Source organism: Streptomyces sp. NPDC005393, from assembly GCF_040606675.1.
Taxonomy (GTDB): Bacteria; Actinomycetota; Actinomycetes; order Streptomycetales; family Streptomycetaceae; genus Streptomyces.
The window spans coordinates 64484-85850 of sequence record NZ_JBEXFG010000001.1 but is presented as its reverse complement, the minus strand read 5'-3'; the positions used below and the strand labels follow the sequence as shown (position 1 = coordinate 85850).

Annotated in this window: 22 protein-coding genes; 9 read left to right on the top strand and 13 right to left on the bottom strand. The window is 71.8% G+C overall.

The window, feature by feature from the left end; genetic code table 11:
• Positions 1–295: 295 nt before the first annotated feature.
• Positions 296–2275 (top strand): DEAD/DEAH box helicase, encoded by a 1980-nt coding sequence (locus tag ABZS71_RS00415; protein WP_356206236.1) that lies wholly within the window; start codon positions 296–298, stop codon positions 2273–2275.
• A gap of 101 nt (positions 2276–2376) precedes the next feature.
• Positions 2377–3243 (top strand): alpha/beta hydrolase, encoded by an 867-nt coding sequence (locus ABZS71_RS00410; protein WP_355850932.1) that lies wholly within the window; start codon positions 2377–2379, stop codon positions 3241–3243.
• Positions 3244–3338: 95 nt separating this feature from the next.
• Here the strand turns inward: ABZS71_RS00410 and ABZS71_RS00405 are convergent, their stop codons facing one another.
• Entirely contained in the window at positions 3339–4268 is a 930-nt protein-coding gene (locus tag ABZS71_RS00405) for an NYN domain-containing protein (protein WP_356206233.1), read from the bottom strand.
• A gap of 204 nt (positions 4269–4472) precedes the next feature.
• Between ABZS71_RS00405 and ABZS71_RS00400 the strand changes: the two genes are divergently transcribed.
• Complete coding sequence (locus ABZS71_RS00400; RefSeq protein WP_099871903.1) at positions 4473–4625, top strand: hypothetical protein; 153 nt, start codon at positions 4473–4475, stop codon at positions 4623–4625.
• A 72-nt stretch (positions 4626–4697) separates the two neighbouring features.
• Here the strand turns inward: ABZS71_RS00400 and ABZS71_RS00395 are convergent, their stop codons facing one another.
• The 4 genes from ABZS71_RS00395 to ABZS71_RS00380 form a co-directional block, all read right to left on the bottom strand.
• Positions 4698–5303 carry a MarC family protein gene (locus ABZS71_RS00395; protein WP_355850940.1) on the bottom strand — a complete coding sequence of 202 codons (606 nt, stop codon included), beginning with the start codon at positions 5301–5303 and terminating at the stop codon, positions 4698–4700.
• An 87-nt stretch (positions 5304–5390) separates the two neighbouring features.
• Positions 5391–6245 carry a PHP domain-containing protein gene (locus ABZS71_RS00390; protein WP_356206230.1) on the bottom strand — a complete coding sequence of 285 codons (855 nt, stop codon included), beginning with the start codon at positions 6243–6245 and terminating at the stop codon, positions 5391–5393.
• 142 nt (positions 6246–6387) lie between these two features.
• Positions 6388–7026: a DUF6758 family protein gene (locus ABZS71_RS00385; protein WP_355850946.1), complete on the bottom strand. Its 639-nt coding sequence runs from the start codon at positions 7024–7026 to the stop codon at positions 6388–6390.
• 106 nt (positions 7027–7132) lie between these two features.
• On the bottom strand, positions 7133–7738 hold the full coding sequence (locus tag ABZS71_RS00380; RefSeq protein WP_356206226.1) for a suppressor of fused domain protein: 606 nt from the start codon (positions 7736–7738) through the stop codon (positions 7133–7135).
• Positions 7739–8191: 453 nt separating this feature from the next.
• On the opposite strand from ABZS71_RS00380, the gene ABZS71_RS00375 reads away from it, so the two are divergent.
• Complete coding sequence (locus ABZS71_RS00375; protein ID WP_356206224.1) at positions 8192–9292, top strand: magnesium and cobalt transport protein CorA; 1101 nt, start codon at positions 8192–8194, stop codon at positions 9290–9292.
• Here the strand turns inward: ABZS71_RS00375 and ABZS71_RS00370 are convergent, their stop codons facing one another.
• Positions 9293–10255, bottom strand: a complete 963-nt coding sequence (locus tag ABZS71_RS00370; protein WP_355850955.1) for a DMT family transporter — start codon at positions 10253–10255, stop codon at positions 9293–9295.
• A gap of 84 nt (positions 10256–10339) precedes the next feature.
• Between ABZS71_RS00370 and ABZS71_RS00365 the strand changes: the two genes are divergently transcribed.
• The gene (locus tag ABZS71_RS00365; RefSeq protein WP_355850958.1) at positions 10340–10870 is read left to right on the top strand and encodes a hypothetical protein; all 531 of its coding nucleotides are present in this window, start codon (positions 10340–10342) and stop codon (positions 10868–10870) included.
• Positions 10871–10873: 3 nt separating this feature from the next.
• Here the strand turns inward: ABZS71_RS00365 and ABZS71_RS00360 are convergent, their stop codons facing one another.
• The gene (locus ABZS71_RS00360; RefSeq protein WP_356206221.1) at positions 10874–11638 is read right to left on the bottom strand and encodes a hypothetical protein; all 765 of its coding nucleotides are present in this window, start codon (positions 11636–11638) and stop codon (positions 10874–10876) included.
• Positions 11639–11806: 168 nt separating this feature from the next.
• Here ABZS71_RS00360 and ABZS71_RS00355 point away from each other — a divergent pair, with 168 nt between their 5' ends.
• From ABZS71_RS00355 to ABZS71_RS00345, 3 genes are read left to right on the top strand one after another with little or no spacing between them, the layout of a single operon-like run.
• Entirely contained in the window at positions 11807–13090 is a 1284-nt protein-coding gene (locus ABZS71_RS00355; RefSeq protein ID WP_356206218.1) for a CBS domain-containing protein, read from the top strand.
• Positions 13080–13586: a DUF1003 domain-containing protein gene (locus tag ABZS71_RS00350; RefSeq protein ID WP_356206215.1), complete on the top strand. Its 507-nt coding sequence runs from the start codon at positions 13080–13082 to the stop codon at positions 13584–13586. Before ABZS71_RS00355 ends, ABZS71_RS00350 begins: the two co-directional genes overlap by 11 nt.
• A 43-nt stretch (positions 13587–13629) precedes the next feature.
• On the top strand, positions 13630–14784 hold the full coding sequence (locus ABZS71_RS00345; protein WP_356206213.1) for an Mrp/NBP35 family ATP-binding protein: 1155 nt from the start codon (positions 13630–13632) through the stop codon (positions 14782–14784).
• A 60-nt stretch (positions 14785–14844) separates the two neighbouring features.
• Here ABZS71_RS00345 and ABZS71_RS00340 read toward each other — a convergent pair whose 3' ends face one another.
• The 5 genes from ABZS71_RS00340 to sigE form a co-directional block, all read right to left on the bottom strand.
• Positions 14845–15504 carry a hypothetical protein gene (locus ABZS71_RS00340; protein ID WP_356206210.1) on the bottom strand — a complete coding sequence of 220 codons (660 nt, stop codon included), beginning with the start codon at positions 15502–15504 and terminating at the stop codon, positions 14845–14847.
• 118 nt (positions 15505–15622) lie between these two features.
• Entirely contained in the window at positions 15623–16123 is a 501-nt protein-coding gene (locus tag ABZS71_RS00335) for a sec-independent translocase (protein ID WP_356206207.1), read from the bottom strand.
• A 70-nt stretch (positions 16124–16193) separates the two neighbouring features.
• On the bottom strand, positions 16194–17927 hold the full coding sequence (locus ABZS71_RS00330) for a trypsin-like peptidase domain-containing protein (RefSeq protein WP_356206204.1): 1734 nt from the start codon (positions 17925–17927) through the stop codon (positions 16194–16196).
• Between the two features lie 304 nt (positions 17928–18231).
• Positions 18232–19131 (bottom strand): zf-HC2 domain-containing protein, encoded by a 900-nt coding sequence (locus tag ABZS71_RS00325; RefSeq protein WP_356206201.1) that lies wholly within the window; start codon positions 19129–19131, stop codon positions 18232–18234.
• The gene (gene sigE / locus ABZS71_RS00320; protein ID WP_356206199.1) at positions 19128–19928 is read right to left on the bottom strand and encodes an RNA polymerase sigma factor SigE; all 801 of its coding nucleotides are present in this window, start codon (positions 19926–19928) and stop codon (positions 19128–19130) included. The genes ABZS71_RS00325 and sigE overlap by 4 nt, the downstream gene beginning before the upstream one ends.
• Positions 19929–20059: 131 nt before the next feature.
• On the opposite strand from sigE, the gene ABZS71_RS00315 reads away from it, so the two are divergent.
• A complete protein-coding gene (locus ABZS71_RS00315; protein ID WP_356206197.1) occupies positions 20060–20725 on the top strand; it encodes an O-methyltransferase in 666 nt (221 codons plus the stop codon).
• 123 nt (positions 20726–20848) lie between these two features.
• On the opposite strand, the gene ABZS71_RS00310 is transcribed toward ABZS71_RS00315, so the two are convergent.
• Positions 20849–21016 (bottom strand): DUF3117 domain-containing protein, encoded by a 168-nt coding sequence (locus ABZS71_RS00310; protein ID WP_003966491.1) that lies wholly within the window; start codon positions 21014–21016, stop codon positions 20849–20851.
• Positions 21017–21367 lie beyond the last annotated feature (351 nt).

Here is a 21367-nt window from a genome sequence, read left to right as displayed (position 1 = left end):
GGTGGCCCGATCGGCTCCAAACCGACCGCCCTCCGCGCGGCGCGCACCTTATATGCGCACGGCAGGAGGGACCCGCTCGCGGCGTGAGCGCTTGAGCGAGGGCAGTGGTCCCGCGCCGAATCGGCCGCCTTAGGCCAGTGCACCCAGGCGCCGTGCGACCCCCCTTCGCCGCCTCCCGCCGCGTCTCACAGAAGAGGCAAGCATCCTGACCACGTTCCGAGAACTCGGGATCCTCCCCGAGACAGCCGAGGCCCTGGAGGCCGTTGGCATCACGTCCCCGTTCCCCATCCAAGAGATGACGCTTCCGGTGGCCCTCTCCGGCTCCGACGTCATCGGCCAGGCCAAGACCGGCACCGGTAAGACGCTGGGCTTCGGCCTCCCCCTGCTGGAGCGCGTCGTCTGCGCCGCGGACGTCGAGGCGGGCCGGGCCAAGCCCGAGCAGCTCACCGACGCCCCGCAGGCGCTCGTGGTCGTCCCCACCCGCGAGCTGTGCCAGCAGGTCACCAACGATCTGCTGACCGCCGGCAAGGTCCGTGCCGTCCGCGTCCTGTCGATCTACGGCGGCCGTGCGTACGAGCCGCAGGTCGAGGCTCTGAAGAAGGGCGTCGACGTGGTCGTCGGCACCCCGGGCCGGCTCCTCGACCTGGCGGGCCAGAAGAAGCTGCGGCTCTCCTCCGTCAAGGCACTCGTCCTCGACGAGGCCGACGAGATGCTCGACCTGGGCTTCCTGCCCGACGTCGAGAAGATCATCAACATGCTTCCGGCCAAGCGCCAGACCATGCTGTTCTCGGCCACCATGCCGGGCGCCGTCATCGGCCTGGCCCGCCGCTACATGTCGCAGCCCACGCATATCAGCGCCACCTCGCCGGACGACGCGGGCGCGACCGTGGCCAACATCACCCAGCATGTCTTCCGCGCCCACTCCATGGACAAGCCGGAGGTCGTCTCGCGGGTGCTCCAGGCCGAGGGCCGGGGCCTCGTGATGATCTTCTGCCGTACGAAGCGGACCGCGGCCGACATCGCCGATCAGCTCTCCCGCCGCGGCTTCGCCTCCGGCGCGGTCCACGGCGACCTCGGCCAGGGAGCACGCGAGCAGGCGCTGCGCGCCTTCCGTAACGGCAAGGTCGACGTGCTCGTCTGCACCGATGTCGCCGCGCGCGGCATCGATGTCGAGGGCGTCACGCATGTGATCAACTACCAGTCGCCCGAGGACGAGAAGACCTATCTGCACCGCATCGGCCGTACGGGCCGCGCGGGCGCGTCGGGTACGGCCATCACCCTGGTCGACTGGGACGACATTCCGCGCTGGCAGCTGATCAACAAGGCGCTGGACCTGCCGTTCAGCGATCCGGAGGAGACGTACTCCACCTCCGAACACCTCTACGAGCTGCTGAACATCCCGGAAGGCACCACCGGCGTGCTGCCGCGCGCCGAGCGCACCCGGGCCGGGCTGGCCGCCGAGGAGATCGAGGACCTGGGCGAGACCGGAGGCCGTGGCGGCCGCGGCCGTAAGGCCGCCGCCCCGGCGGAGGAGCGCCCCGCGCGTACCCGCACCCCCCGGGCGCGGCGCCGCACCCGCGGCGGCTTGACCGTGGACGGCGCGACCGCGCCGGAGGCGGCGACGGCAGCCGAGTCCACCGCCGGCACCACCGACACCGCCGAGGGCGCGACCGCGCCGCGGCAGCCCCGCCGCCGACGCCGCACGCGTGGCAGCGCGGCGCCGGCCGAGGCGGCCGTCGCCGCTGTCGACACGGCGGAGGCGGCGCAACCGGAGGCGGAGACCACGGAGGCCACTGCCGCCGCCAAGCCCCGTCGCCGGCGCACCCGCGGCAGCGCCAAGGCCACCGAGGCCCCGGCCGAGGTCGCCACCGCCGCCGAGGCGGCCGTCGAGACGGCCGAGGGCAGCACCGAGACGGCGGACGCCGCCCCGGCCAAGCCCCGCCGCCGCACCCGCGCCAAGGCCACGGAGACCGTCGAGACGGCCGAAGCCGCCGAGGCACAGCCGGAAGCCACTGAGGCCCCCGCCGAGCCCCGCCGCCGCACCCGGGCCGCCGTCACGGCCGACGCGGCCGCGGAGGCGGCCGTCGGCACGGCCGAGGGCAGCACCGAGACGGCGGACGCCGCCCCGGCCAAGCCCCGCCGCCGCACCCGCGCCAAGGCCGCCGAGGCAGCCGAGACGGCCGCGGCCGAGGCGCCCGCCGAGGGCGAGGCCAAGCCGGTCCGCCGCCGTCGCACCCGCGCGGCGGCCCAGCCCGAGGCCACGCCCGAGGGCTGAGCGCACCATCTCACGGCCCGGGGGCCCGATCCGCGAAAGAACGGATCGGGCCCCCGGGCCGTTCACGTTCCGTTCCCCGCGCTCTGTATAGCCTCATCTCCATGAGCAGGCCGCCGTTTCTCACACTGCCCGCGGGCGCCCGCGCGCACCGCCTCAGGACCGCGCGCGGGGAGTTCGCCGTGCATGATGTGCGGCCCTTTTCGGCCGCGCGCGGGACCGTACTCCTGCTGCCGGGGTTCACCGGGAGCAAGGAGGACTTCATCGCGCTGCTGGAGCCGATCGCCGCGGCGGGCTTCCGGGCCGTGGCCGTCGACGGCCGGGGGCAGTACGAGAGTCCCGGCCCCCGGCAGGAGGCGGCGTACCAGCAGGACGAGCTGGCCAAGGACGCGCTCGCGCAGGCCACCGCGCTCACCGCCACGACCGAGGACCCCGTCCATCTGCTCGGTCACTCGCTCGGCGGACTGATCGCGCGCGCCGCCCTCCTGCGCGACCCGGGCGCCTTCGCGTCGCTGACGATCATGAGTTCGGGCCCGGCGGCCATCTCGGCCACGCAGCAGGCCCGGACCAAGCTGCTGATCGACGCGCTGACCGTGATGGACATGGAGTCCGTCTGGCAGGCGATGCGCGAGCTGGATCCGCCCGAGGCGGCCGACGAGGCGAGCCCGCCCGACGTACGGGAGTTCCTCCATCAGCGCTGGATCGGCACCGTACCCGAGCAGCTGATCGCGACGGGGCGGCAGCTGAACGGCGAGCCGGACCGGGTCGGGGAGCTGGTGGGGGTACGGATGCCGACGCATGTGCTCTCCGGCGAGGTGGACTACGCCTGGCCGGTTGCGCTGATGGACGAGATGGCCGAGCGGCTGTCCGCCCGCCGGACCGTGATCGCGGGCGCCGGGCACTCCCCCAACGCCGAGGAGCCGCAGGCCACGGCCGAGGCGCTGACCGCCTTCTGGCGGAGCCTCGGCTGAAACCTTCGGGCCCCGCGCAGAAAGCCCCGCACCGCAAGCCCCGCGCAGCAAGCGGCTCACGGAAAGCCCGTACAGAAACCTTCCGGCAGCAGCGCTCAGTACTGCGCCTGCAGATGCTCCCAGAAGCCGTCCCGCAGCGCCCGCCGCAGATCGGCGTGGGCGCGCAGCGAGAGCCGCAGCATCCCCTCCGCGTCGATCAGCAGCTCCTGGTCGACCGAGCCGGGCAGATACGGATGGCCCGGAAGCAGCTCCGCGAGGGTCTCCCGGCCGCGCGAGGAGAGCCACTGGGCGGCGATCTGCGCACCGACGAAGCGCACCTCGTCCCGGGTCGGGGCGGACCCGCACAGCGCCGTCTCGCCGTTCGGCTCGCAGCCCGTCGCCCGCCGGGTGACGTACGGCTTGCAGAAGTCGAGGTCGAAGGTGCGCTGGCTGTCGACCTCCCACAGCAGCGGCTCGGCCTGGTTGCGTCCGTCGACGGCCTCGATGCCCCACAGATGCACGCGCGCCCCGTAGCCCTGGGCCGCCTCGACGGCGGACACGAGGTCCTCGTCCCCGCCGATCAGCACGGCGTCGCCGATGGCGCGGTGCCGGGCGAGGGATTCGAGATCGGAGCGGATGAGTGAGTCGACGCCCTTCTGCTGGTTGTTGGCGTTGAGGTTGCCGAGCCGGACCTTGACGTCGGGCAGCTCCGCGATGCCCTGCTGCTCCGGGGTGTGGATACGGCGCCGGGCGCCGTCGAACCAGTAGACGCGCAGCAGCCTGCTGTCTGGGAAGATCGTGCGCGCCTTGTCGATGAACGCCTCGATGAGCCCCTCGGCGTCGAGCTCGAAGGCCCGGCGATCCTCCGTTCCGGCGACGAGCCGGCCGGCCGCGGCGTAGACGTACCCGGCGTCGGCGAAGATCGCGTGGGTAGAGGGCGTGGTCGCGACCTCGGCGAGTACGCGCTGCAGCAGCTCGTTGGTGCGCTCGATCCCCACGACGATCGAGGCGAGATCTGGTTGGCCCGGAGGCATGGCTTCACTCATACGCGGTTCATTCTCCGGGCGGCTGTGTGAGGGGCACAACCGGACTGCTACCAGCGGATACTTAGTCTGGCGAAAAATTTCATTAGCGTAGGGAATCTTTTCGGGGGACACTCTCGTTGAAGAGGTACAGGAGCACACGGCAGCGCGGCCGGGTCGCTCCGTACACATAGTTCTCCTCAGGAGGATCAGACGAAGGGAGAAGCCTTGCGCTTCGAGATCATGCGCCTTGACGACGTCGACGGCACCGCCGTGGACAGCACCGTTGTGGACGCCGCCTCCGTCAACCGGATCGTGCAGCAGGCCGCCGCTATCGGCCAGCGCATCTACATCCGTCCAGCCGATACCGCAGCCCGGTAGTGCCGCGAGGCTTCTCCCGGCTCACCGCGGAGCGCCCCCGTACGGATCGTACGGGGGCGCTTTCGCGTCGCGTCAGGCGGTCTGCACCACCTGGATGACACCGTTGATGATCTGCTGCACCGCCAGCGCGGAGAGCATCATCCCGGCCAGCCGCGTGACCAGCACCACTCCCCCCTCCTTGATCACGCGAATGATCAGCAGCGAGTAGCGCATGGTCAGCCACAGCACCACATGCATGGCCGCGATCGCCGACCACACCGAGAGGTGACCGCTGACCCCGTGCGCGTGCTGCACGGCGAGGATCACCGAGACGATCGCACCCGGCCCGGCGAGCAGCGGCATGCCCAGCGGTACGAGGGCGACATTGACGTCCTTGGTCTGGGTCGGCTCGTCGTTCTTGCCGGTCAGCAGGTCGAGCGCGATGAGGAGAAGCAGCAGCCCGCCCGCGATCATCAGCGCGGGGACCGAGACATGCAGATAGTCGAGGATCTGCTGACCGCCGACCCCGAAGACGGCGATGACACCGAAGGCGACGGCCGCCGCCTGGCCGGCCATCCGGCGCTGGACCTTGGCGGGGCGGCCGGAGGTCAGCGCCAGAAAGATGGGCGTGATGCCCGGCGGGTCCATGATGACAAAAAGGGTGAGAAAAAGGGATCCGAAGACAGCGAGGTCGAACACGGTGATGGCCTTGCAGGGGAGAGCGGGCGGTACGGGGCGAGGACGGTGAAGGTGAAGGAGGGTGAGACGGCGGGACGGGGGGTGCGCTCAGCCGCCCGCGCCCGGCACCGGGAACGCCCCGGTCGCCCGGCGCACGATCTCGCCGTAGATCTCGGGATCGGTCGTGTTCTCACCGAGCCGGCAGGTCTTGCGGCTGCCGTGGTAGTCGCTGGAGCCGGTGGGCAGCAGCCCGTGCTCGGCGGCGAGGACGCGCAGCCGCGCGCGCGTGGGCTCGTCGTGGTCCATATGGTCGACCTCGATGCCGTCGAGCCCGGCGGCGGCCAGCTCGCCGATCGCGCTCTCCGGTACGCACTGACCGCGCTTGACGGCCAGCGGATGCGCGAAGACGGTGACCCCGCCCGCGCCCTTGACCAGCCGGATCGCCTCGAAAGGGTCCAGCTCGTGCTTCTCTACATACGCACGGCCGCCGTTGGAAAGCCACTCGGAGCCGAAGGCGTCCGAGACGCTGTCGACGACGCCCAGTTCGACGAGCGCGGTGGCGATGTGCGGCCGTCCGACGGCCCCGTCCCCGGCGATCTCGGCGACCCGCTCCCAGGTGACCGGCACGCCCAGCTCGCGCAACTTCCCGACCATCGCCTTCGCGCGCGGCACCCGGTCGTCGCGCACCAGCTCGCGCTCGCGCGACAGCTCGGGCTCGGCCGGATCGAAGAGGTACGCCAGCATGTGCAGGCTCACCCCATTCAGACGGCAGGACAGCTCGGCGCCGGTGACCAGGGTCAGCCCGGCGGGCAGCGCCCGGGTCGCCTCCGCGTATCCGCCGACCGTGTCGTGGTCGGTGAGCGCGACGACGTCAAGGCCGGCCGCGGCGGCGTTCCGCACCAGCTCGGCGGGGGTGTCCGTACCGTCCGAGGCAGTGGAGTGGGTGTGCAGATCGATGCGCACGACGCGGACTCCTCACTGCGGTCGGGTGAGCGGACGGGACGCTCAAGGGTAACCGCAGCGCCGGACATGCCCGCGTCAGGGGGAGAGGGCCACCGCGGCCGGCAGGGCAGGACAGCGGCCGGCAGGTCAGCACACCGGAAGGTCAGGACAGCAGCCGCGGCGACAGCGCACCGCACGGCACCAGGTCCACCTCGGCCCCGGCGTCCCGCAGATCGGTCAGCACCATCTCGTCGTACATCAGCAGCCCGGTCTGCTCGGGCCAGACGATCGCCCACAGCCACAGCCCGCACGCCTCGCCCGCGAAGACCGCACGGTCGTCCGGGGTGCCCTCGACGTGCCACAGCGGGGTGGGCCGCCCGGCGGCCAGCACCTTGACGTGCGGCGGCTTGTCGACCCGCATCCCGGGCCCCGGGTCGGGGCCGGGGATGCCCGCGTAGCGCGCGCCGAGCCCGACGCCCAGCTCCTCCGCGACCAGCAGCAACTCGCCGGGACCGCCCAGCGGTCCGGGGCCCGAGCAGGCCACGGCGGTGGCACGGCCGCCGCTGCGGTCGTCGCCCGCGCACGCGACCCCGGTGAACAGCCAGCCCACCGGCAGTGGCCATGGCATCCATACGGGCACCCGGGCGCGGTTGGTGACCACCACGAGTGCTTCCACGCTCGGCGGGACGACCGGCTGGAGGGGGTGCACGGTGCCGTGCACGCCGCACTGCCAGGAGTCGGCGAAGAGACCGGGCGCTCGCACCCGGCCACCGCACTTCGGGCAACTGGGTTCGCCCCTCATAGGCCCCCACGGTCCTCCCCGGCCGTCCTCGCGTCAAGGACGATCACCCGTCCGGAGGCCGCCGGGCCGGAAGAGCTTCCGCGCGGCCGACGCCCGGCGTACGGCCTCAGCTCGCCAACGGCACCTCGGAGCGCACCGGGTCGCGCAGATCCGTACCGTGCCGCAGCCAGCGGTCCTGCAGCGCGCCCGCGCCATGGACCCGCTTCCAGGCCGCCTCGTTCCCGGTCATCGGCAGCAGCGGCAGAAAGCGCACCGGCTCCATCGGCTCCAGCAGCTCCAAGTCCTCGACCAGTCCGTCCGGTTCGGCGACGAGGACGGAGGTGAAGGGCGCCCCGGTCCACAGCGGCTCTCCGAGGTCCAGTGACGCGCCGGGCTTCACCACCACGCCCTCGACCTGAGGGGAGGCGGCCAGCACGGCGAGCGGGCGCAGCACCTCGTCGAGGACGGAGATCCCGGGGCCGACTCCGCCGGTCCGTACGGTCAGCACGAGCTCGGCGCGCGGTCCGCACAGGGGGTCGGCGACGGCGGCGGTCGGGTCGGTCATCGGACGGTCCGACATACCGAGTGTGGCGTAGCGCACCACATCCCTCTCGCCGCGGAATCGCAGCACTTCCATGCGGTCCGTACCGAGAAAAGTGATGGCGGCGCGGGCGTCCGGCTCGCCCAGCGCGGTGATCAACCGGGCCTCGACCAGCTGAAGTACGTCTGACATGCGGTGAGCATAGATCGCGTATCGAACAGGCAAAGCGGCGACGTAACGGTTCTGCCGACTGATAGCCTTTACGCCTGCCCAGGGAGTTAGACGTCGTCCCTCACGGGGGACCGGCCGGAGGAGGTGGGGCTGCGGTGGATCCAAGTCGACCGTGCAGTACCGACAGTTCTCCCGTCGTTTCCCCTTGGTATGCAGCTCCATGATCTGAAACCTTCCGTACCCCACCGCCTCGCGGTGAAACACGCGAAGTCTTCTCGCATCCAGGGCATCTGACGGTAGAGCGCCTTCGTTCCGCTTTGTTCTGTTTTCTCCGCGAACATCCGTCAGCGCCATCGCACGGAGCGCCGCCCGCTTTGCGGACGTACGAGTACCGGAACGCCGTACGTCCACCTTCCGGGCGCAGCGCTGCGCCGCGCGCCCGTCGCTGACGGCCGGCCCGTGAAGGAGCCCGTCATGTCGATGATCCGTGACCTGCGTGCAGCCGTCCGACCCGCCCTGCGCCGCACTCGCGCCACCAGCAACTACGACGCCACCCGCGACCCGTCCATGACCAGCGCGGTGGTCGACTGCGCCGTCTACCGCGACGGGAAGCGGGTCAGCGACCATGTGAGCCCGGCGCGGGCCATGGAGCGGGTGCGGGCCGAGGGCGGCTTCGCCTGGATCGGTCTGCATGAGCCGACCGAGCGCGAGTTCGCGGTCATCGCACAGGAGTTCGGACTGCACCCGCTGGCCGTGGAGGACGCCGTCCACGCCCACCAGCGGCCCAAGCTCGAGCGGTACGACGACTCCCTCTTCACCGTCTTCAAGACGATCCACTACGTCGAGCACACCGAACTCACCGCGACCAGCGAGGTGGTGGAGACCGGTGAGGTGATGTGTTTCACGGGCCGGGACTTCATCGTGACCGTGCGGCACGGCGGCCAGGGCTCGCTGCGCGCCCTGCGCCACCGGCTCCAGGAGGACCCCGAGCTGCTCGCCAAGGGCCCCTCGGCCGTGCTGCACGCCATCGCCGACCAGGTCGTCGACGGCTATCTCGCGGTCGCCGACGCCGTCCAGGACGACATCGACGAGGTCGAGATCGACGTCTTCTCGGCCGGCACCTCCCGGCGGGGCGGCGACGCGGGGCGGATCTACCAGCTCAAGCGGGAGGTCCTGGAGTTCAAGCGGGCCGTCTCGCCGCTGCTGCGGCCGATGCAGCTGCTCAGCGAGCGGCCGATGCGGCTGGTGGACCCGGACATCCAGACGTACTTCCGGGATGTCGCGGACCATCTGGCGCGCGTCAACGAGCAGGTGCTCGCCTTCGACGACCTGCTGAACTCGATCCTCCAGGCCAATCTGGCACAGGCGACCGTCGCCCAGAACGAGGACATGCGCAAGATCACCTCCTGGGCGGCGATCTTCGCTGTCCCGACGATGATCGCGGGGATCTACGGCATGAACTTCGACTACATGCCGGAGCTGCACTGGAAGTTCGGCTATCCGGCCGTGCTCGCCGTCACGGTGGGGATCTGCGTCGCCATCCACCGCGGCTTCAAGCGCAACGGCTGGCTGTAGCTAGGCCCTGTCCGGGCTCTCCTTGCTCCGGCCCGCCATGATGACGAGCGCGAGCCCGGCGAGGATCACCGCGAGCGCCGGGTAGGCGGCGACGGGCGGCAGCTGACCCAGCCACAGGGCCGCGATCAGCGCCGCCCCCGGTGTCTCCAGGAGGATCGCGGTCGAGGTGACGGACGGGCCCAGGCCCTTGACCACCCGGTTGATGAGCGTGTGCCCCAGCAGTTGCGCGGTCAGCGTCAGCGCGGCCAGCCGCAGCCAGGTGACATCGGTGTAGCCGCCGAGCGCCGTGCCCGAGGCCAGACAGGTCAGCAGCAGAAGCACGCTGGTCGTCGAATAACACACGTAGGTGTACGCGGTCGTGCTGACCGACCGGCGCACCTCCGCCCCGAGCACCACATAGCCGGCCGCCGCCACGCCGCCCACCAGCGCGAGCGCGTCGCCCAGCAGCGCGCGCGGAGAGGTCGACAGGTCGACCCCGGTGAGGATCACCACACCGAGGAGGGCGAGCCCCATGCCCAGCCACGCCGCCGCGGGCGGGCGGTGCCCGCGCAGCCGCAGCAGCAGGGCGGTCCAGATCGGGGTCGTGGTCACCAGCGCGGTGGAGGAGGCGATGGAGGTCATCCGCAGGCTCGGCAGCCAGACCCCGAAGTGCAGCGCGAGCAGCGCCCCCGCCCCGACCGACAGCACTACCGCCCGGCGCCCCATCCCGCGCAACTCGCCCCGGTGGCGCCACAGCGCGAACGGGGTGAGGGCGCCGACCGCCATGGCGTTGCGCCAGAAGGCGACGGCCAGGGCGGGCGCCGCCGTCGCGGCGGCGAGCGGTGCGGACAGCGAGACCCCGGCGACGGCGACCGCGAGCAGCGCGGCGTCCAGGGGGACGGGGGCACGGGGGTCGCCGCCGTCGAGGGGTGCGGTGGGGGCGGCGGTGCCGTCAGTAGTACGGGCGCCGCGAGCGGGAGACACCACAGCAGCGTAAGGCGCATGAGCAGTATATGGAACTGTCATTCCGCCGGCTGGGACGGCGTGCGGCTGGCCTAAGCTGTCCCCATGACGACGCAGACGCCGATGGACCGTGCTCTTGTCGAGGAGGCGGCCAAGAAGTCCGCCCTCATCTGGGTCCAGGGCACCGAGGGTGCCCCCCGTGCGCTGTGGCACGTCTGGCACGAGGGCGCGGCCTGTCTCGTGGGGGACGGGCCCCAGGAGCAGCCCCTGCAGGGCCTCGGCCTCACCGACGGCGGCAGCGCCACGGTGACCGTGCGCAGCAAGGACAAGGGCGGACGCCTGGTCAGCTGGCCCGCGCGGGTGGTCGAACTCACCCCCGGCGGCGAGGCGTGGACCGCGGCGGTCGACGAACTCAAGGGCAAGCGGCTGAACGCGCCGGACGCGGAGCGGATCGCGGAGCGGTGGGCGCGGGAGTGCCGGGTGCTCCGCCTGGAGCCCGCGCCCGGGGCGTTCGCCGAGCCTCCTGCCGACTCCCTGGCGGCGGCCCCGCTGCCGACCCCCGCCACCACCCGCCGCCCCGTGCCGGCCGCGCTGCCGAAGCTGCTGGCCCGCGGCAAGCGGGCCCGAAAGAGCTAGCCGCTACGTCCCGTCGGGGATCTGCCGGCCGTAGTCGAGGATGTGGCTCTTGTCCGGGGCCGTCAGCTTGAAGTCCTTGTTCCAGTCCGCGAGGCGGATCACTCCCGCGCCGCCCGCCCGGTGGAGTCGCAGCGGATAGGGGCGGCCCTCCAAGGAGACGTCCAGCGATCCGCCCTCGCCCGCCTTGCCGGCTCGGACGCGGATCGTCCGTACGCCGTCCACCTGGCCGCGGTCGCCTGTGGTGATCTTGCCGTGCAGCCCGAGCAGCCCGTCGAGCAGCACGCTCTTGTCCGTGAAGCCGCTGAGCCGCTGGTACGACGGGTCGCCGGACGGGATCTTCACATACTTGTCGTCGAGCGTGTCGGCCGCGCCCCCGGCACCGCTCTGGGCGGCGCTCTGGCCGTCTCCGGAGGACCCCTTGTGCGCCCAGAATCCCGCGTCCGCCTTCAGATAGAGCTCCTTGCCGATGCGCAGGAGCTCGAAGGTGGAGCCCTCGGTGGAGACCTGGCCGGTGCCGCCGTCGCCCTTGAGCCGCATGTCGAGCTTGTAGGTGCGCCCCTTGGTGACGAGATTGCCGGACAGCCGAACCGCGTCCGCGCTGCCGGCCGCCGTACGGGCCCTGGTCTCGATCTTCGCGGCGGGGAGCTTGCCGACGCCGTTGGTTCCCGCGTCGGGGTCCTTTTCCCCACCGCCGCCGCCGCACGCGGCGAGCGTCGCGGCCAACCCCGCGCACATCGCCGCAACGAGAGCCGTGTTCCGGGTGCGCACGTCCGCTCTGCCTCCTGATGCCGGTGCAGTAGGGCAGCGTACCGGTGCCGTAGCGCGGTGTCCGCAGGGTGGCGCACCCCCGCTCGTCCGGCGGCAGGACAGGACCGGGCACGTTAGCCTGAACTCGGCGAAAGGCGAGGAAATCCCACATAAGAGGAGGCGCGCGACATGCCGGCAGGCGCCTCCCGGATCTTTGTCTCACACCTCGCGGGCGTCGCCGTCTTCGACCCGAACGGCGACCAGGTGGGGCGGGTGCGCGATGTCGTGGCGATGCTGCGGCTGCGCGGCCGGCCGCCGCGGGTGCTCGGTCTGGTGGTCGAGGTGGTCGGCCGCCGCCGGATCTTCCTGCCCATGACGCGGGTGACGGGAGTGGAGTCCGGCCAGGTCATCACGACCGGCGTGCTCAATATGCGCCGCTTCGAACAGCGCCCGACCGAGACCCTGGTCCTCGGCGAGCTGCTCGACCGCACCGTACGGCTGGTGGAGACCGGTGAAGAGGTGACGGTCCTCGATGTGGCGATGGCGCAGCTGCCCGCGCGCCGCGAATGGGAGATCGACAAGGTCCATGTACGGCGCGGCAGGACCGGCGCGCTGCGCCGCCGCGGCGAGACGCTGACCGTGGACTGGTCGGCGGTCACCGGGTTCTCGCTGGAGGAGCACGGGCAGGGCGCGGAGAGCCTGCTGGCCACCTTCGAGCAGCTACGCCCCGCCGACCTGGCCAATGTTATGCACCACCTCTCCGCCAAGCGCCGGGGCGAGGTGGCGGCGGCGCTGGACGACGAACGGCTCGCGGACGTCCTGGAGGAGCTGCCCGACGACGACCAGGTGGAGATCCTGGGCAAGCTCAAGGAGGAGCGCGCGGCCGACGTCCTGGAGGCGATGGACCCGGATGACGCGGCCGATCTGCTCTCCGAGCTGCCCGAGCAGGACAAGGAGCGACTGCTGGCGCTGATGCGCCCCCGGGACGCGGCGGACATGCGCCGGCTGATGTCGTACGAGGAGGGGTCGGCGGGCGGGCTGATGACGACCGAGCCGATCGTGCTGCGGCCGGACTCCACGGTGGCGGACGCGCTCGCACGGGTGCGCAACCAGGACCTCACCCCCGCGCTCGCCGCCCAGGTGTATGTGTGCCGCCCGCCGGACGAGACGCCCACCGGCCGCTATCTGGGCACCATTCACTTCCAACGGCTGCTGCGCGACCCGCCGTTCACCCTCGTCGGCGCGGTCGTCGACACCGACCTGCGGCCGCTGCCACCGGACACCCCGCTGCCCGTCGTCACCAGCCATCTGGCGACCTACAACCTGCTCGCGGCGCCGGTCGTGGACGAGAGCGGCTCGCTGCTCGGCGCGGTGACCGTCGACGACGTCCTGGACCATCTGCTGCCGCCCGACTGGCGCGAGCGCGAGCTGCACGGCGCCGCGGACCTCCCGGGGGTCTCCGATGCCGGGTGAAGCGAGCCGTCTGGACCGGCCGAAGGAGCCCCGCCTCACTCCGCTGCCCAGGTGGGACCCGGAGGCGTTCGGCAGGGCGTCGGAGCACATCGCCCGCTTCCTGGGCACGGGCCGCTTCATCGCGTGGATGACGGTCTTCGTCATCCTGTGGCTGGCCTGGAACACCCTGGCGCCCCGGCATCTGCGGTTCGACCCCTTCCCGTTCATCTTCCTGACGCTGATGCTGTCGCTGCAGGCTTCCTACGCGGCGCCACTGATCCTCCTCGCCCAGTACCGGCAGGCCGACCGCGACCGCGTCGCCGTCGAACAGGACCGCGCGCGGGACGAGCGCTCCATCGCCGACACCGAGTTCCTCACCCGGGAGATCGCGGCGCTGCGCACGGGGCTCGGCGAGGTCGCCACCCGCGACTGGATCCGCTCCGAGTTCGAGGACCTGGTCAAAGGGTTGGACGAGGAGCGGAACGCCCAGGCGCCGAGTGAGGAACGCGACCGCTGACGACCATCCCGGAGCGTGCCCGCGGCGCCGTACCATCGTGCGTATGGCAACCGACACCCTCCCAGCACCGAGCGAAGACGCGGTGCGCGCCGCACTCGCGACGGTCAACGACCCGGAGATCCACAAGCCGATCACCGACCTTGGCATGGTCAAATCCGTCGAGATCGCGGCGGACGGCTCGGTCGCGGTCGTGGTCTATCTCACGGTCTCCGGCTGTCCCATGCGGGAGACGATCACCAGCAGCGTGCGGGACGCGGTCGCCGGGGTCGAGGGGGTGACCGGTGTCACGGTCGAACTCGATGTGATGAGCGATGAGCAGCGGCGCGAGCTGGCCACCTCGCTGCGCGGCGGCAAGGCCGAGCGCGAGGTCCCCTTCTCCCAGCCCGGCTCGCTGACCCGGGTCTACGCGGTCGCCTCCGGCAAGGGCGGCGTCGGCAAGTCCTCGGTGACGGTGAACCTGGCCGCGGCGATGGCCGCCGACGGTCTGAAGGTCGGCGTCGTGGACGCCGACATCTACGGCCACTCGGTGCCCCGGATGCTGGGCGCCGAGGGACGGCCCACCCAGGTCGAGAACATGATCATGCCGCCGTCGGCGAACGGTGTGAAGGTGATCTCGATCGGGATGTTCACCCCGGGCAACGCCCCGGTGGTGTGGCGCGGACCGATGCTGCACCGCGCGCTCCAGCAGTTCCTGGCCGATGTCTACTGGGGCGACCTCGATGTGCTGCTCCTCGACCTTCCCCCGGGCACCGGCGATATCGCGATCTCCGTCGCCCAGCTCGTCCCCAATGCCGAGATCCTGGTCGTCACGACGCCGCAGCAGGCCGCCGCCGAGGTCGCCGAGCGAGCCGGCTCGATCGCCGTCCAGACCCATCAGAAGATCGTCGGTGTAGTCGAGAACATGTCCGGGCTGCCCTGCCCGCACTGCGACGAGATGGTCGACGTCTTCGGCACGGGCGGCGGCCAGGTGGTCGCCGACGGGCTCAGCCGGACCACCGGCACGACGGTGCCCGTGCTGGGCTCCATCCCGATCGACGTACGGCTGCGCGAGGGCAGCGACGAGGGGAAGCCGGTCGTGCTGACCGACCCCGACTCCCCCGCGGGCAGCGCGCTCAAGGCGATCGCCGGCAAGATCGGCGGGCGGCAGCGCGGGCTCGCGGGCATGTCGCTGGGCGTCACGCCGCGCAACAAGTTCTGAGCGGGCATACGGCAGGGGCGGCCTCGGATGAGGCCGCCCCTGCCCCGTTCCCGCGCCCGCCTACGCGTCGTAGGCGGTGATGTCCTTGACCACCGAGAAGCCCAGTCCGTACGCGCTCATGCCACGCCCGTACGCACCGATGTGCCCCCCCTCGCTCGCGGACCCGGCCAGCACCCAGCCGTACTCCGACTCGCGGTAGTGGAAGTCGGTCGGCACCCCGTCCACCGGCAGCGACAGCTGCGACCAGCCCTCGCCGCCCAGGTCGTCCGCCAGCTCCCAGGCGATCGCGGTCTGCTGGTCCAGCCAGTCCTGGCGCAGCGCCCGCTCCATCCGGGTCGGCCAGGTGCATGACAGCAGCCCCGAGCCGGCCAGCCAGGCGGCCGAGGAGACCGAGGTGGCCTCCAGCTTGCCCGTGCCGTCCGCGCTGTCCCGCACCGGGCGGCTGGCGACGGTGACGACCACCGTGAAGCGCTGCTGGTCCATATCGGTCTCGACCCTCAGCGACGGCTCCTCACCATGGCCGGTCGAGCCGTACTCGACCGTGCCGTCGGCGGCCGCTCCCACCTGCATCAGCCAGCGGGGGCCCGTGAACGCCTCGTCAAGCCCGTACCAGGGGAAAGCGGCCATCAGATACCCGTCGACGCTCCGCCGGGCGTCTGCGGGCATCCCCTGCGCGGCTGCGGCCGCTCCTTGCACCCCTAGCCGACTTGTCGTCTCCATGTGCGCGCGGCCTCCTCGTTGCCCTGCGTCGTGGGCGGCCCGCCCCCCTTCAGGCGACCTCACCCCGGACAAAGGGAGGATAGCCATACGGGTCAACCAGCCCGGGCATACGGGGGGATCAAGTGGCGTCGGAGTCGAATGGGGGATGATCGTCGCGGCGCGGCTCATCACGCTCGCGCAGCAGGTCAGGGGTGGTGGAATCGCCCTTGGACAGGGACGGCGGGGTGGCGCCGGACGCCCCGGAAGGCCCCGGTGCGGGGTCACTCTCCCGGCCGTGCACCGCGTCGGCGACCTCCGCCATCTCCTTGCGGAGGTCGAAGCCGTTACGGATCTCCTTCAGACCGAGCTCATCCGAATCCATCACATGCTTGCGGACAAAGGTCTTGGGGTTCAGGTCCTCGAACTCGAAGTCCTTGAACTCGGGCCCCAGCTCGGACCGGATGTCCTCTTTCGCGCTGTCGGAGAACTCCCGGATCTTCCGGATGAACTGCGACACGTCCCGAATCACCTTCGGGAGCTTTTCCGGGCCGAAGACGAGCACCGCAAGGACAACGAGCGCGACAAGCTCGAGTGGTCCTATGTCCAACACCTTGCAGCTCCTCAAGACGTCTGTGGCCACGGCCTGGGCCACTCAACACCGTACCTGGCGGCGGGGCCGGCGTGGGAGACGCACGGACCAACATCAGCCGTCAGCGGTCGCCGCTCGCCGAGCCGAGGGTCAGGTCCACGGTGCGCTCGTCGCCGTCGCGCTTGACCGTCAGCCGGAGCCGGTCGCCGGGGCGATGGCTGCGGATCTTGACGATCAGCTCCTGTCCGCTGTGCACCCGGACGCCGTCCACCTCCATGATCACATCGCCGGACTCGATCCCCGCCTTGTCGCCGGGGCCGCCCCGAGTGACCGGCGGGCCGTCCGCGCCCTTGGTATTCACCCGCGCTCCGTCGCCCGTGTAGCCCATGTCGAGCCTGACGCCGATGACGGGGTGGGTGGCCTTGCCGGTGTTGATCAGCTCCTCGGCGACCCGTTTGCCCTGGTTGATCGGGATCGCGAAGCCCAGCCCGATGCTGCCGCCCTGGCCGCCGCCGAAGTCGGAGCCGTCGTCGGCCGCCCGGATCGCGCTGTTGATCCCGATGACCCGCGCCTTGCCGTCGACCAGGGGGCCGCCGGAGTTGCCCGGGTTGATCGGGGCGTCGGTCTGCAGCGCGTCCACATAGCTGACGTCGCTGCCGTCCTCCTTCTCGCCGCCCGCGGTGATGGGGCGCTCCTTGGCGCTGATGATCCCGGAGGTGACCGTACCCGCCAGGTCGAAGGGGGCGCCGATCGCCACGACGGGGTCGCCGACGCGGACGGAGTCGGAGTTGCCGAGCGGCAGCGGGCGGAACCCGGAGACCCCCTCGACCTTGATGACCGCCAGGTCATAGCCGGCGTCGCGGCCGATGACCTTGGCGTCGGCGGACTGGCCGCCGTTGAAGGTCACCGATATGTCGCCGTCCGAGCCGGCGGGCTGCACCACGTGATTGTTGGTGAGGATATGGCCCTGTTTGTCGAGCACGAACCCGGTGCCGGTGCCCTCCGCCGAGCTGCCCCGCACATGGATGGTCACCACCCCGGGCAGCGAGCTGGCGGCGATCCCGGCGATGCTGCCCGGGGCCCTGGCCTCCTTCTCGGCGGGAGCCTGCGGAAGCTTCACATCGATGTCCCCGGCAGCGTTGTCATGCTCCACATACGCGCCGATACCGCCGCCGAGGCACCCCGCGATCAGGGCGATCAGCAGCGCGGTGATCCAGGTACGGCGGCGGGAGCCCGACCGTGGGGCGGCAGGCGGCCGGGCCACGGTCCAGGGGTCGTACTGCTGCCACTGGACCGTCTGCGGGGCCTGAGGGGCCTGCGGAGCCCCGGGCTGGGGCTCGCCGAGACGCGGCGGCAGTGGGGTGCGTGGGGTGCCCTGGGGCGGGGTCATCCCGGGGGGCGGCAAGGGCTGCGTCGCGGCCTGCGGCGGTACGGGCCCGGCGGGCGCGGCGACGGAAGGCAGCCGGGTGCCGTGCGCCGGAGTCGCCCCGGGCGGCACATGCGTACCGTGCGCCGGAGTCGCGGCCGGGTGCTGTACGGGGGGTGCGGGGGCCCAGGGGCCGGGGCCCCCGTAGGGCGGGGTGCTGTACGGGTCGGGCTCGTGCAGCGGGCGGGTGGACCGCTCCACCGGCGCATCCGGCCCGGACGTGAGGGGCTCGGCCGCCCGGCCGGCGCCCGGCTCGGACGCCGCCGCCGGTTCCGCCGCCGGTTCCGCCGCCGCCTCGGCGGCCGTGTCGTCCACCGTGGGCCGCTCGGCGTCCCGCCCCGCGTCGGTCGTCCGGTCGCCGGGTCGTGCGGCCGGACGGCTCCACCACTTCGGCTTCGGCTTGGGCCCAGGGGCCTTCAGCTCGTCCATGATCTCCCCAAGTTCCCGCGACACGGCACGGACTGCGCCGCCTCGGGGCATACGTCACCGTCACCATTTTGAGGCTCGGTTCGCCTCCGGGGCGCCTCAGTCGCTGTCGACGGTCGACCGCGCTCGGCCACTCGTTCCTCGCGGCCTCCGCGCGCTCTCCCTTTCGACAGCGCCGCGCCCCTTCGGTTCACTCGCCCGGGTCACGCTGCCCGGAAGCGATTCAATCAGGTCCGCCGATGCTCGCGCAGTGCGGACGGAAGGACCTTGTCATGACCGGCAAAGACGCCTGGGCGGCGATCCGGCCCTACTTCGGGGACGCGCTGGCCCAGAGATACGGCGGGGTCGCGGGCTGGGACGGACCCTCGATCTGAGTCGGCGCGGGGGCCGGAGGCGTCGAGGTCGCGGCCCGCAGCAGCTCCGTGGCCGACAGGATCGGCTGTATCAGCGGATTCAGCGCCACTCCGACGGGCTCATGGGCCGGGGGGTGCGGTGTGGCGGTCGGGGACGCGGTATCGGTCCGTGTCTCCGTGGTGGCCAGCAGCCCGACCTCGCGGCGGGTGCGCTCACGCAGGCCCGTGGTGGACGGGCCGGCGGTGGAATCGGCGCCGGCCGGGGTGACCGCGCGGTCGGAGCCCTCAGCCGTGCTGCCCGGGGAGTCCACCGCAGCCTCCAGCGGAAGGGCGGCGCCCAGTGCGAAGGCGGCCAGGGACATCGCGCCCGCCGCGGCGAAGGCGAACCGGCGGCGTGGTGCGGGCCGCTCGACCTCATGGATGCGGAAGCCCCGCCTACGCGAGGCCGCGGCCGAGGCCGCCGGGGCGATCGCGGCGCCCGGGGGGACCGTGGGCAGAAAGGCGAACGCCCGCTCCCGTCTCTCCTCCGGCTCCCGGACCTCCCTCACCTCGCGCACGCCGAAGACGGCCGAACTGCCGAAAGGGGAACCGCTTCCCCCACCGTCGTCGCCACCGGTGCCCGGCAGGCCCTGCAGGCGCGCCAGGAAGCCCTCGGACGGCGCCGGGGGCGCCGTATCGGCGAACACACTTTTCAGCCGACGCTGCGCGTCGGCCTCCGCCTTGCACTTGCAGCACGTCGCGAGATGCGCGAGCACGCGCTCACGCGCATCGTGCCCCAGCTCGCCGTCGACCAGAGCCGCAAGGCGGTCGCCGAGATGCTGCTCGGCGGGGGACGGACCGCCTGATCGGGTCACGCGATTCTGACCTCCCCGCTCAGCCGCGGGCCGGCGACGCGCGGGGCCACCGCGGTGACCTCCTGCTGCGCGGCCCGAGTCGCGGGGGCGCGGTGCTGCAGCGCCTTGCGCAGATGCGAGCGGCCGCGGTGGATACGGCTGCGCACCGTGCCGAGCTTGACACCCAGGGTCGCGGCGATCTCCTCGTAGGAGAGCCCCTCGATGTCGCAGAGCACGACGGCCGCGCGGAACTCCGGCGCGAGGGTGTCGAGCGCCTGCTGCACATCGGCGTCGAAGTGGGTGTCGTTGAAGTGCTGTTGGGGAGAGGGCTCGCGGCTGGGGAGCCGCTCCGCCGCGTCCTCGCCGAGCGCGTCGAAGCGGATGCGCTGCCGGCGGCGGACCATGTCGAGGAAGAGATTGGTGGTGATGCGGTGCAGCCAGCCCTCGAACGTGCCCGGGGTGTACGTCGACAGCGAGCGGAAGACGCGGACGAAGACCTCCTGGGTGAGGTCCTCGGCATCGTGCTGGTTACCCGTGAGTCGATAGGCGAGGCGGTAGACCCGTGTGCTGTGGGTGCTGACGATCTCCTCCCAGGTGGGAGGCGTCCACGCCGGAGAGTCCCCCTCTTTACCGAACGACGCAGTCGTGGCGAAGGTCGCGGTCGTGGTGGACTCGGCGGAACGGGAATGGTCAGCAGTGTCGGTCACGGATTTCGGCTCGCCCGCTGACCTGCGAAAGCGCCTCAGCACTCCCCGGTCACCGGCCGTAGCCGCACCTCCCCTGTCGGCTCTGGTGGTGTCCAGTAGAGCCCCTACCATATCCACCTCGCCCGTTAGCTCCGGATAAGTATTTTTGACCTGCATTTGGCCGCGATCCATACTCTTCCCCCCTCCCTGTTTAACGCCTGGTCCCATCTGCGGGTTCCCGTGCGCAGCGGCTACAGTCACCGTTGCGCCAACTAAGGGGACAGGAGAGGGTCATTACCGGCAACCGGCAGACGAGCTGGGCGTTCGCCGACGCGTTCGTCGCCGAGGACGAAGCCCTTCACTGGGCCCGCGACCGGGCCCGGGAGGCAGGGCTGCGCTCGGTGTCGGCCGGCACCGGCGCGGCGCTGCGGCTGCTCGCCGCCGCCGCGGACGCCAAGGCCGTCGCCGAGATCGGCACCGGGACCGGCGTCTCCGGCATCCATCTGCTGCACGGCATGCGCCCGGACGGCGTGCTGACCACCGTGGACACCGAGCCGGAGATGCAGCAGTTCGCCCGGCAGGCGTTCCGGGCCGCCGGCTTCACCGGGAACCGGGCGCGTTTCATCCCCGGCCACGCCCTCGAGGTGCTGCCCCGGCTGGCCGACGGCGGATACGACCTGGTGTTCTGCGACGGCGACCGGCTGGAGTGCCTGGACTACCTCGAGGAATCGTTGCGCCTGCTGCGGCCGGGGGGCCTGGTCTGCTTCGAGGGAGTCTTTGCCAACGGCCGGACCGTGGACTCCGCGGCGCAGCCCGCCGAGGTGCTGCGCCTGCGTGAGCTGCTGCGGACCGTGCGGGAGTCCAGCGTGCTGCAGTCGTCCCTGCTGCCGGTCGGCGACGGGCTGCTCTGCGCGGTCAAGCGCGGCTGACACCCACGGCCCCCGGTACGCACCGCGACCCCCGGCAAGCACCCCCGCACAGCACTGCCCCGGCGCCCGGTACCTTCGTACCGGACGCCGGGGCAGCACTCGGGTGATGGTGGGGCCTATGCCTCAGCCGACAACCTTCTTCAGCGCGTCGCCGAGCGCGTCGGCCTCGTCGGGTGTCAGCTCGACGACGAGCCGACCGCCGCCTTCGAGCGGAACGCGCATGACGATGCCCCGCCCCTCCTTGGTCACCTCGAGCGGGCCGTCACCCGTTCGCGGCTTCATGGCCGCCATGCTCGTTCCCCTTCCTGAAACCAGCTCATCGCAGCCGACAACCCAGGTGTCACCGGCATCGAACACGTTGCTTCTCTGCCATTATCCCGCATGGCACGACCCGATGACCAACATCGGTCGGCAACCCCTGTGCACGGCACACCCCCAAACCCACCCAATTCGGGGAGGGGGCCGCGATTGCGTACGGCCGCCGCTACCGACCGAAGGGTCGGTTCTTTGACGCAGGTCACATGTCGGCCGGTCATGATCTCCGGCATGCTGTGCGCTGACCGCCGCGGCGGGCCGGTGTACCGGGCCCGCCGGTGCGGCACCGCCCGAGCCGCGACCCAGCCTCACCTCCGGAGGACCGCC

Coding starts and splice junctions, on each gene's coding strand:
- ABZS71_RS00415 (WP_356206236.1), top strand. CDS start 296: ATGACGCTTCCGGTGGCCCTCTCCGGCTCCGACGTCATCGGCCAGGCC.
- ABZS71_RS00410 (WP_355850932.1), top strand. CDS start 2,377: ATGAGCAGGCCGCCGTTTCTCACACTGCCCGCGGGCGCCCGCGCGCAC.
- ABZS71_RS00405 (WP_356206233.1), bottom strand. CDS start 4,268: ATGAGTGAAGCCATGCCTCCGGGCCAACCAGATCTCGCCTCGATCGTC.
- ABZS71_RS00385 (WP_355850946.1), bottom strand. CDS start 7,026: ATGAGGGGCGAACCCAGTTGCCCGAAGTGCGGTGGCCGGGTGCGAGCG.
- ABZS71_RS00380 (WP_356206226.1), bottom strand. CDS start 7,738: ATGTCAGACGTACTTCAGCTGGTCGAGGCCCGGTTGATCACCGCGCTG.
- ABZS71_RS00375 (WP_356206224.1), top strand. CDS start 8,192: ATGTCGATGATCCGTGACCTGCGTGCAGCCGTCCGACCCGCCCTGCGC.
- ABZS71_RS00365 (WP_355850958.1), top strand. CDS start 10,340: ATGACGACGCAGACGCCGATGGACCGTGCTCTTGTCGAGGAGGCGGCC.
- ABZS71_RS00355 (WP_356206218.1), top strand. CDS start 11,807: ATGCCGGCAGGCGCCTCCCGGATCTTTGTCTCACACCTCGCGGGCGTC.
- ABZS71_RS00350 (WP_356206215.1), top strand. CDS start 13,080: ATGCCGGGTGAAGCGAGCCGTCTGGACCGGCCGAAGGAGCCCCGCCTC.
- ABZS71_RS00345 (WP_356206213.1), top strand. CDS start 13,630: ATGGCAACCGACACCCTCCCAGCACCGAGCGAAGACGCGGTGCGCGCC.
- ABZS71_RS00340 (WP_356206210.1), bottom strand. CDS start 15,504: ATGGAGACGACAAGTCGGCTAGGGGTGCAAGGAGCGGCCGCAGCCGCG.
- ABZS71_RS00330 (WP_356206204.1), bottom strand. CDS start 17,927: ATGGACGAGCTGAAGGCCCCTGGGCCCAAGCCGAAGCCGAAGTGGTGG.
- sigE (WP_356206199.1), bottom strand. CDS start 19,928: ATGGTAGGGGCTCTACTGGACACCACCAGAGCCGACAGGGGAGGTGCG.
- ABZS71_RS00310 (WP_003966491.1), bottom strand. CDS start 21,016: ATGGCGGCCATGAAGCCGCGAACGGGTGACGGCCCGCTCGAGGTGACC.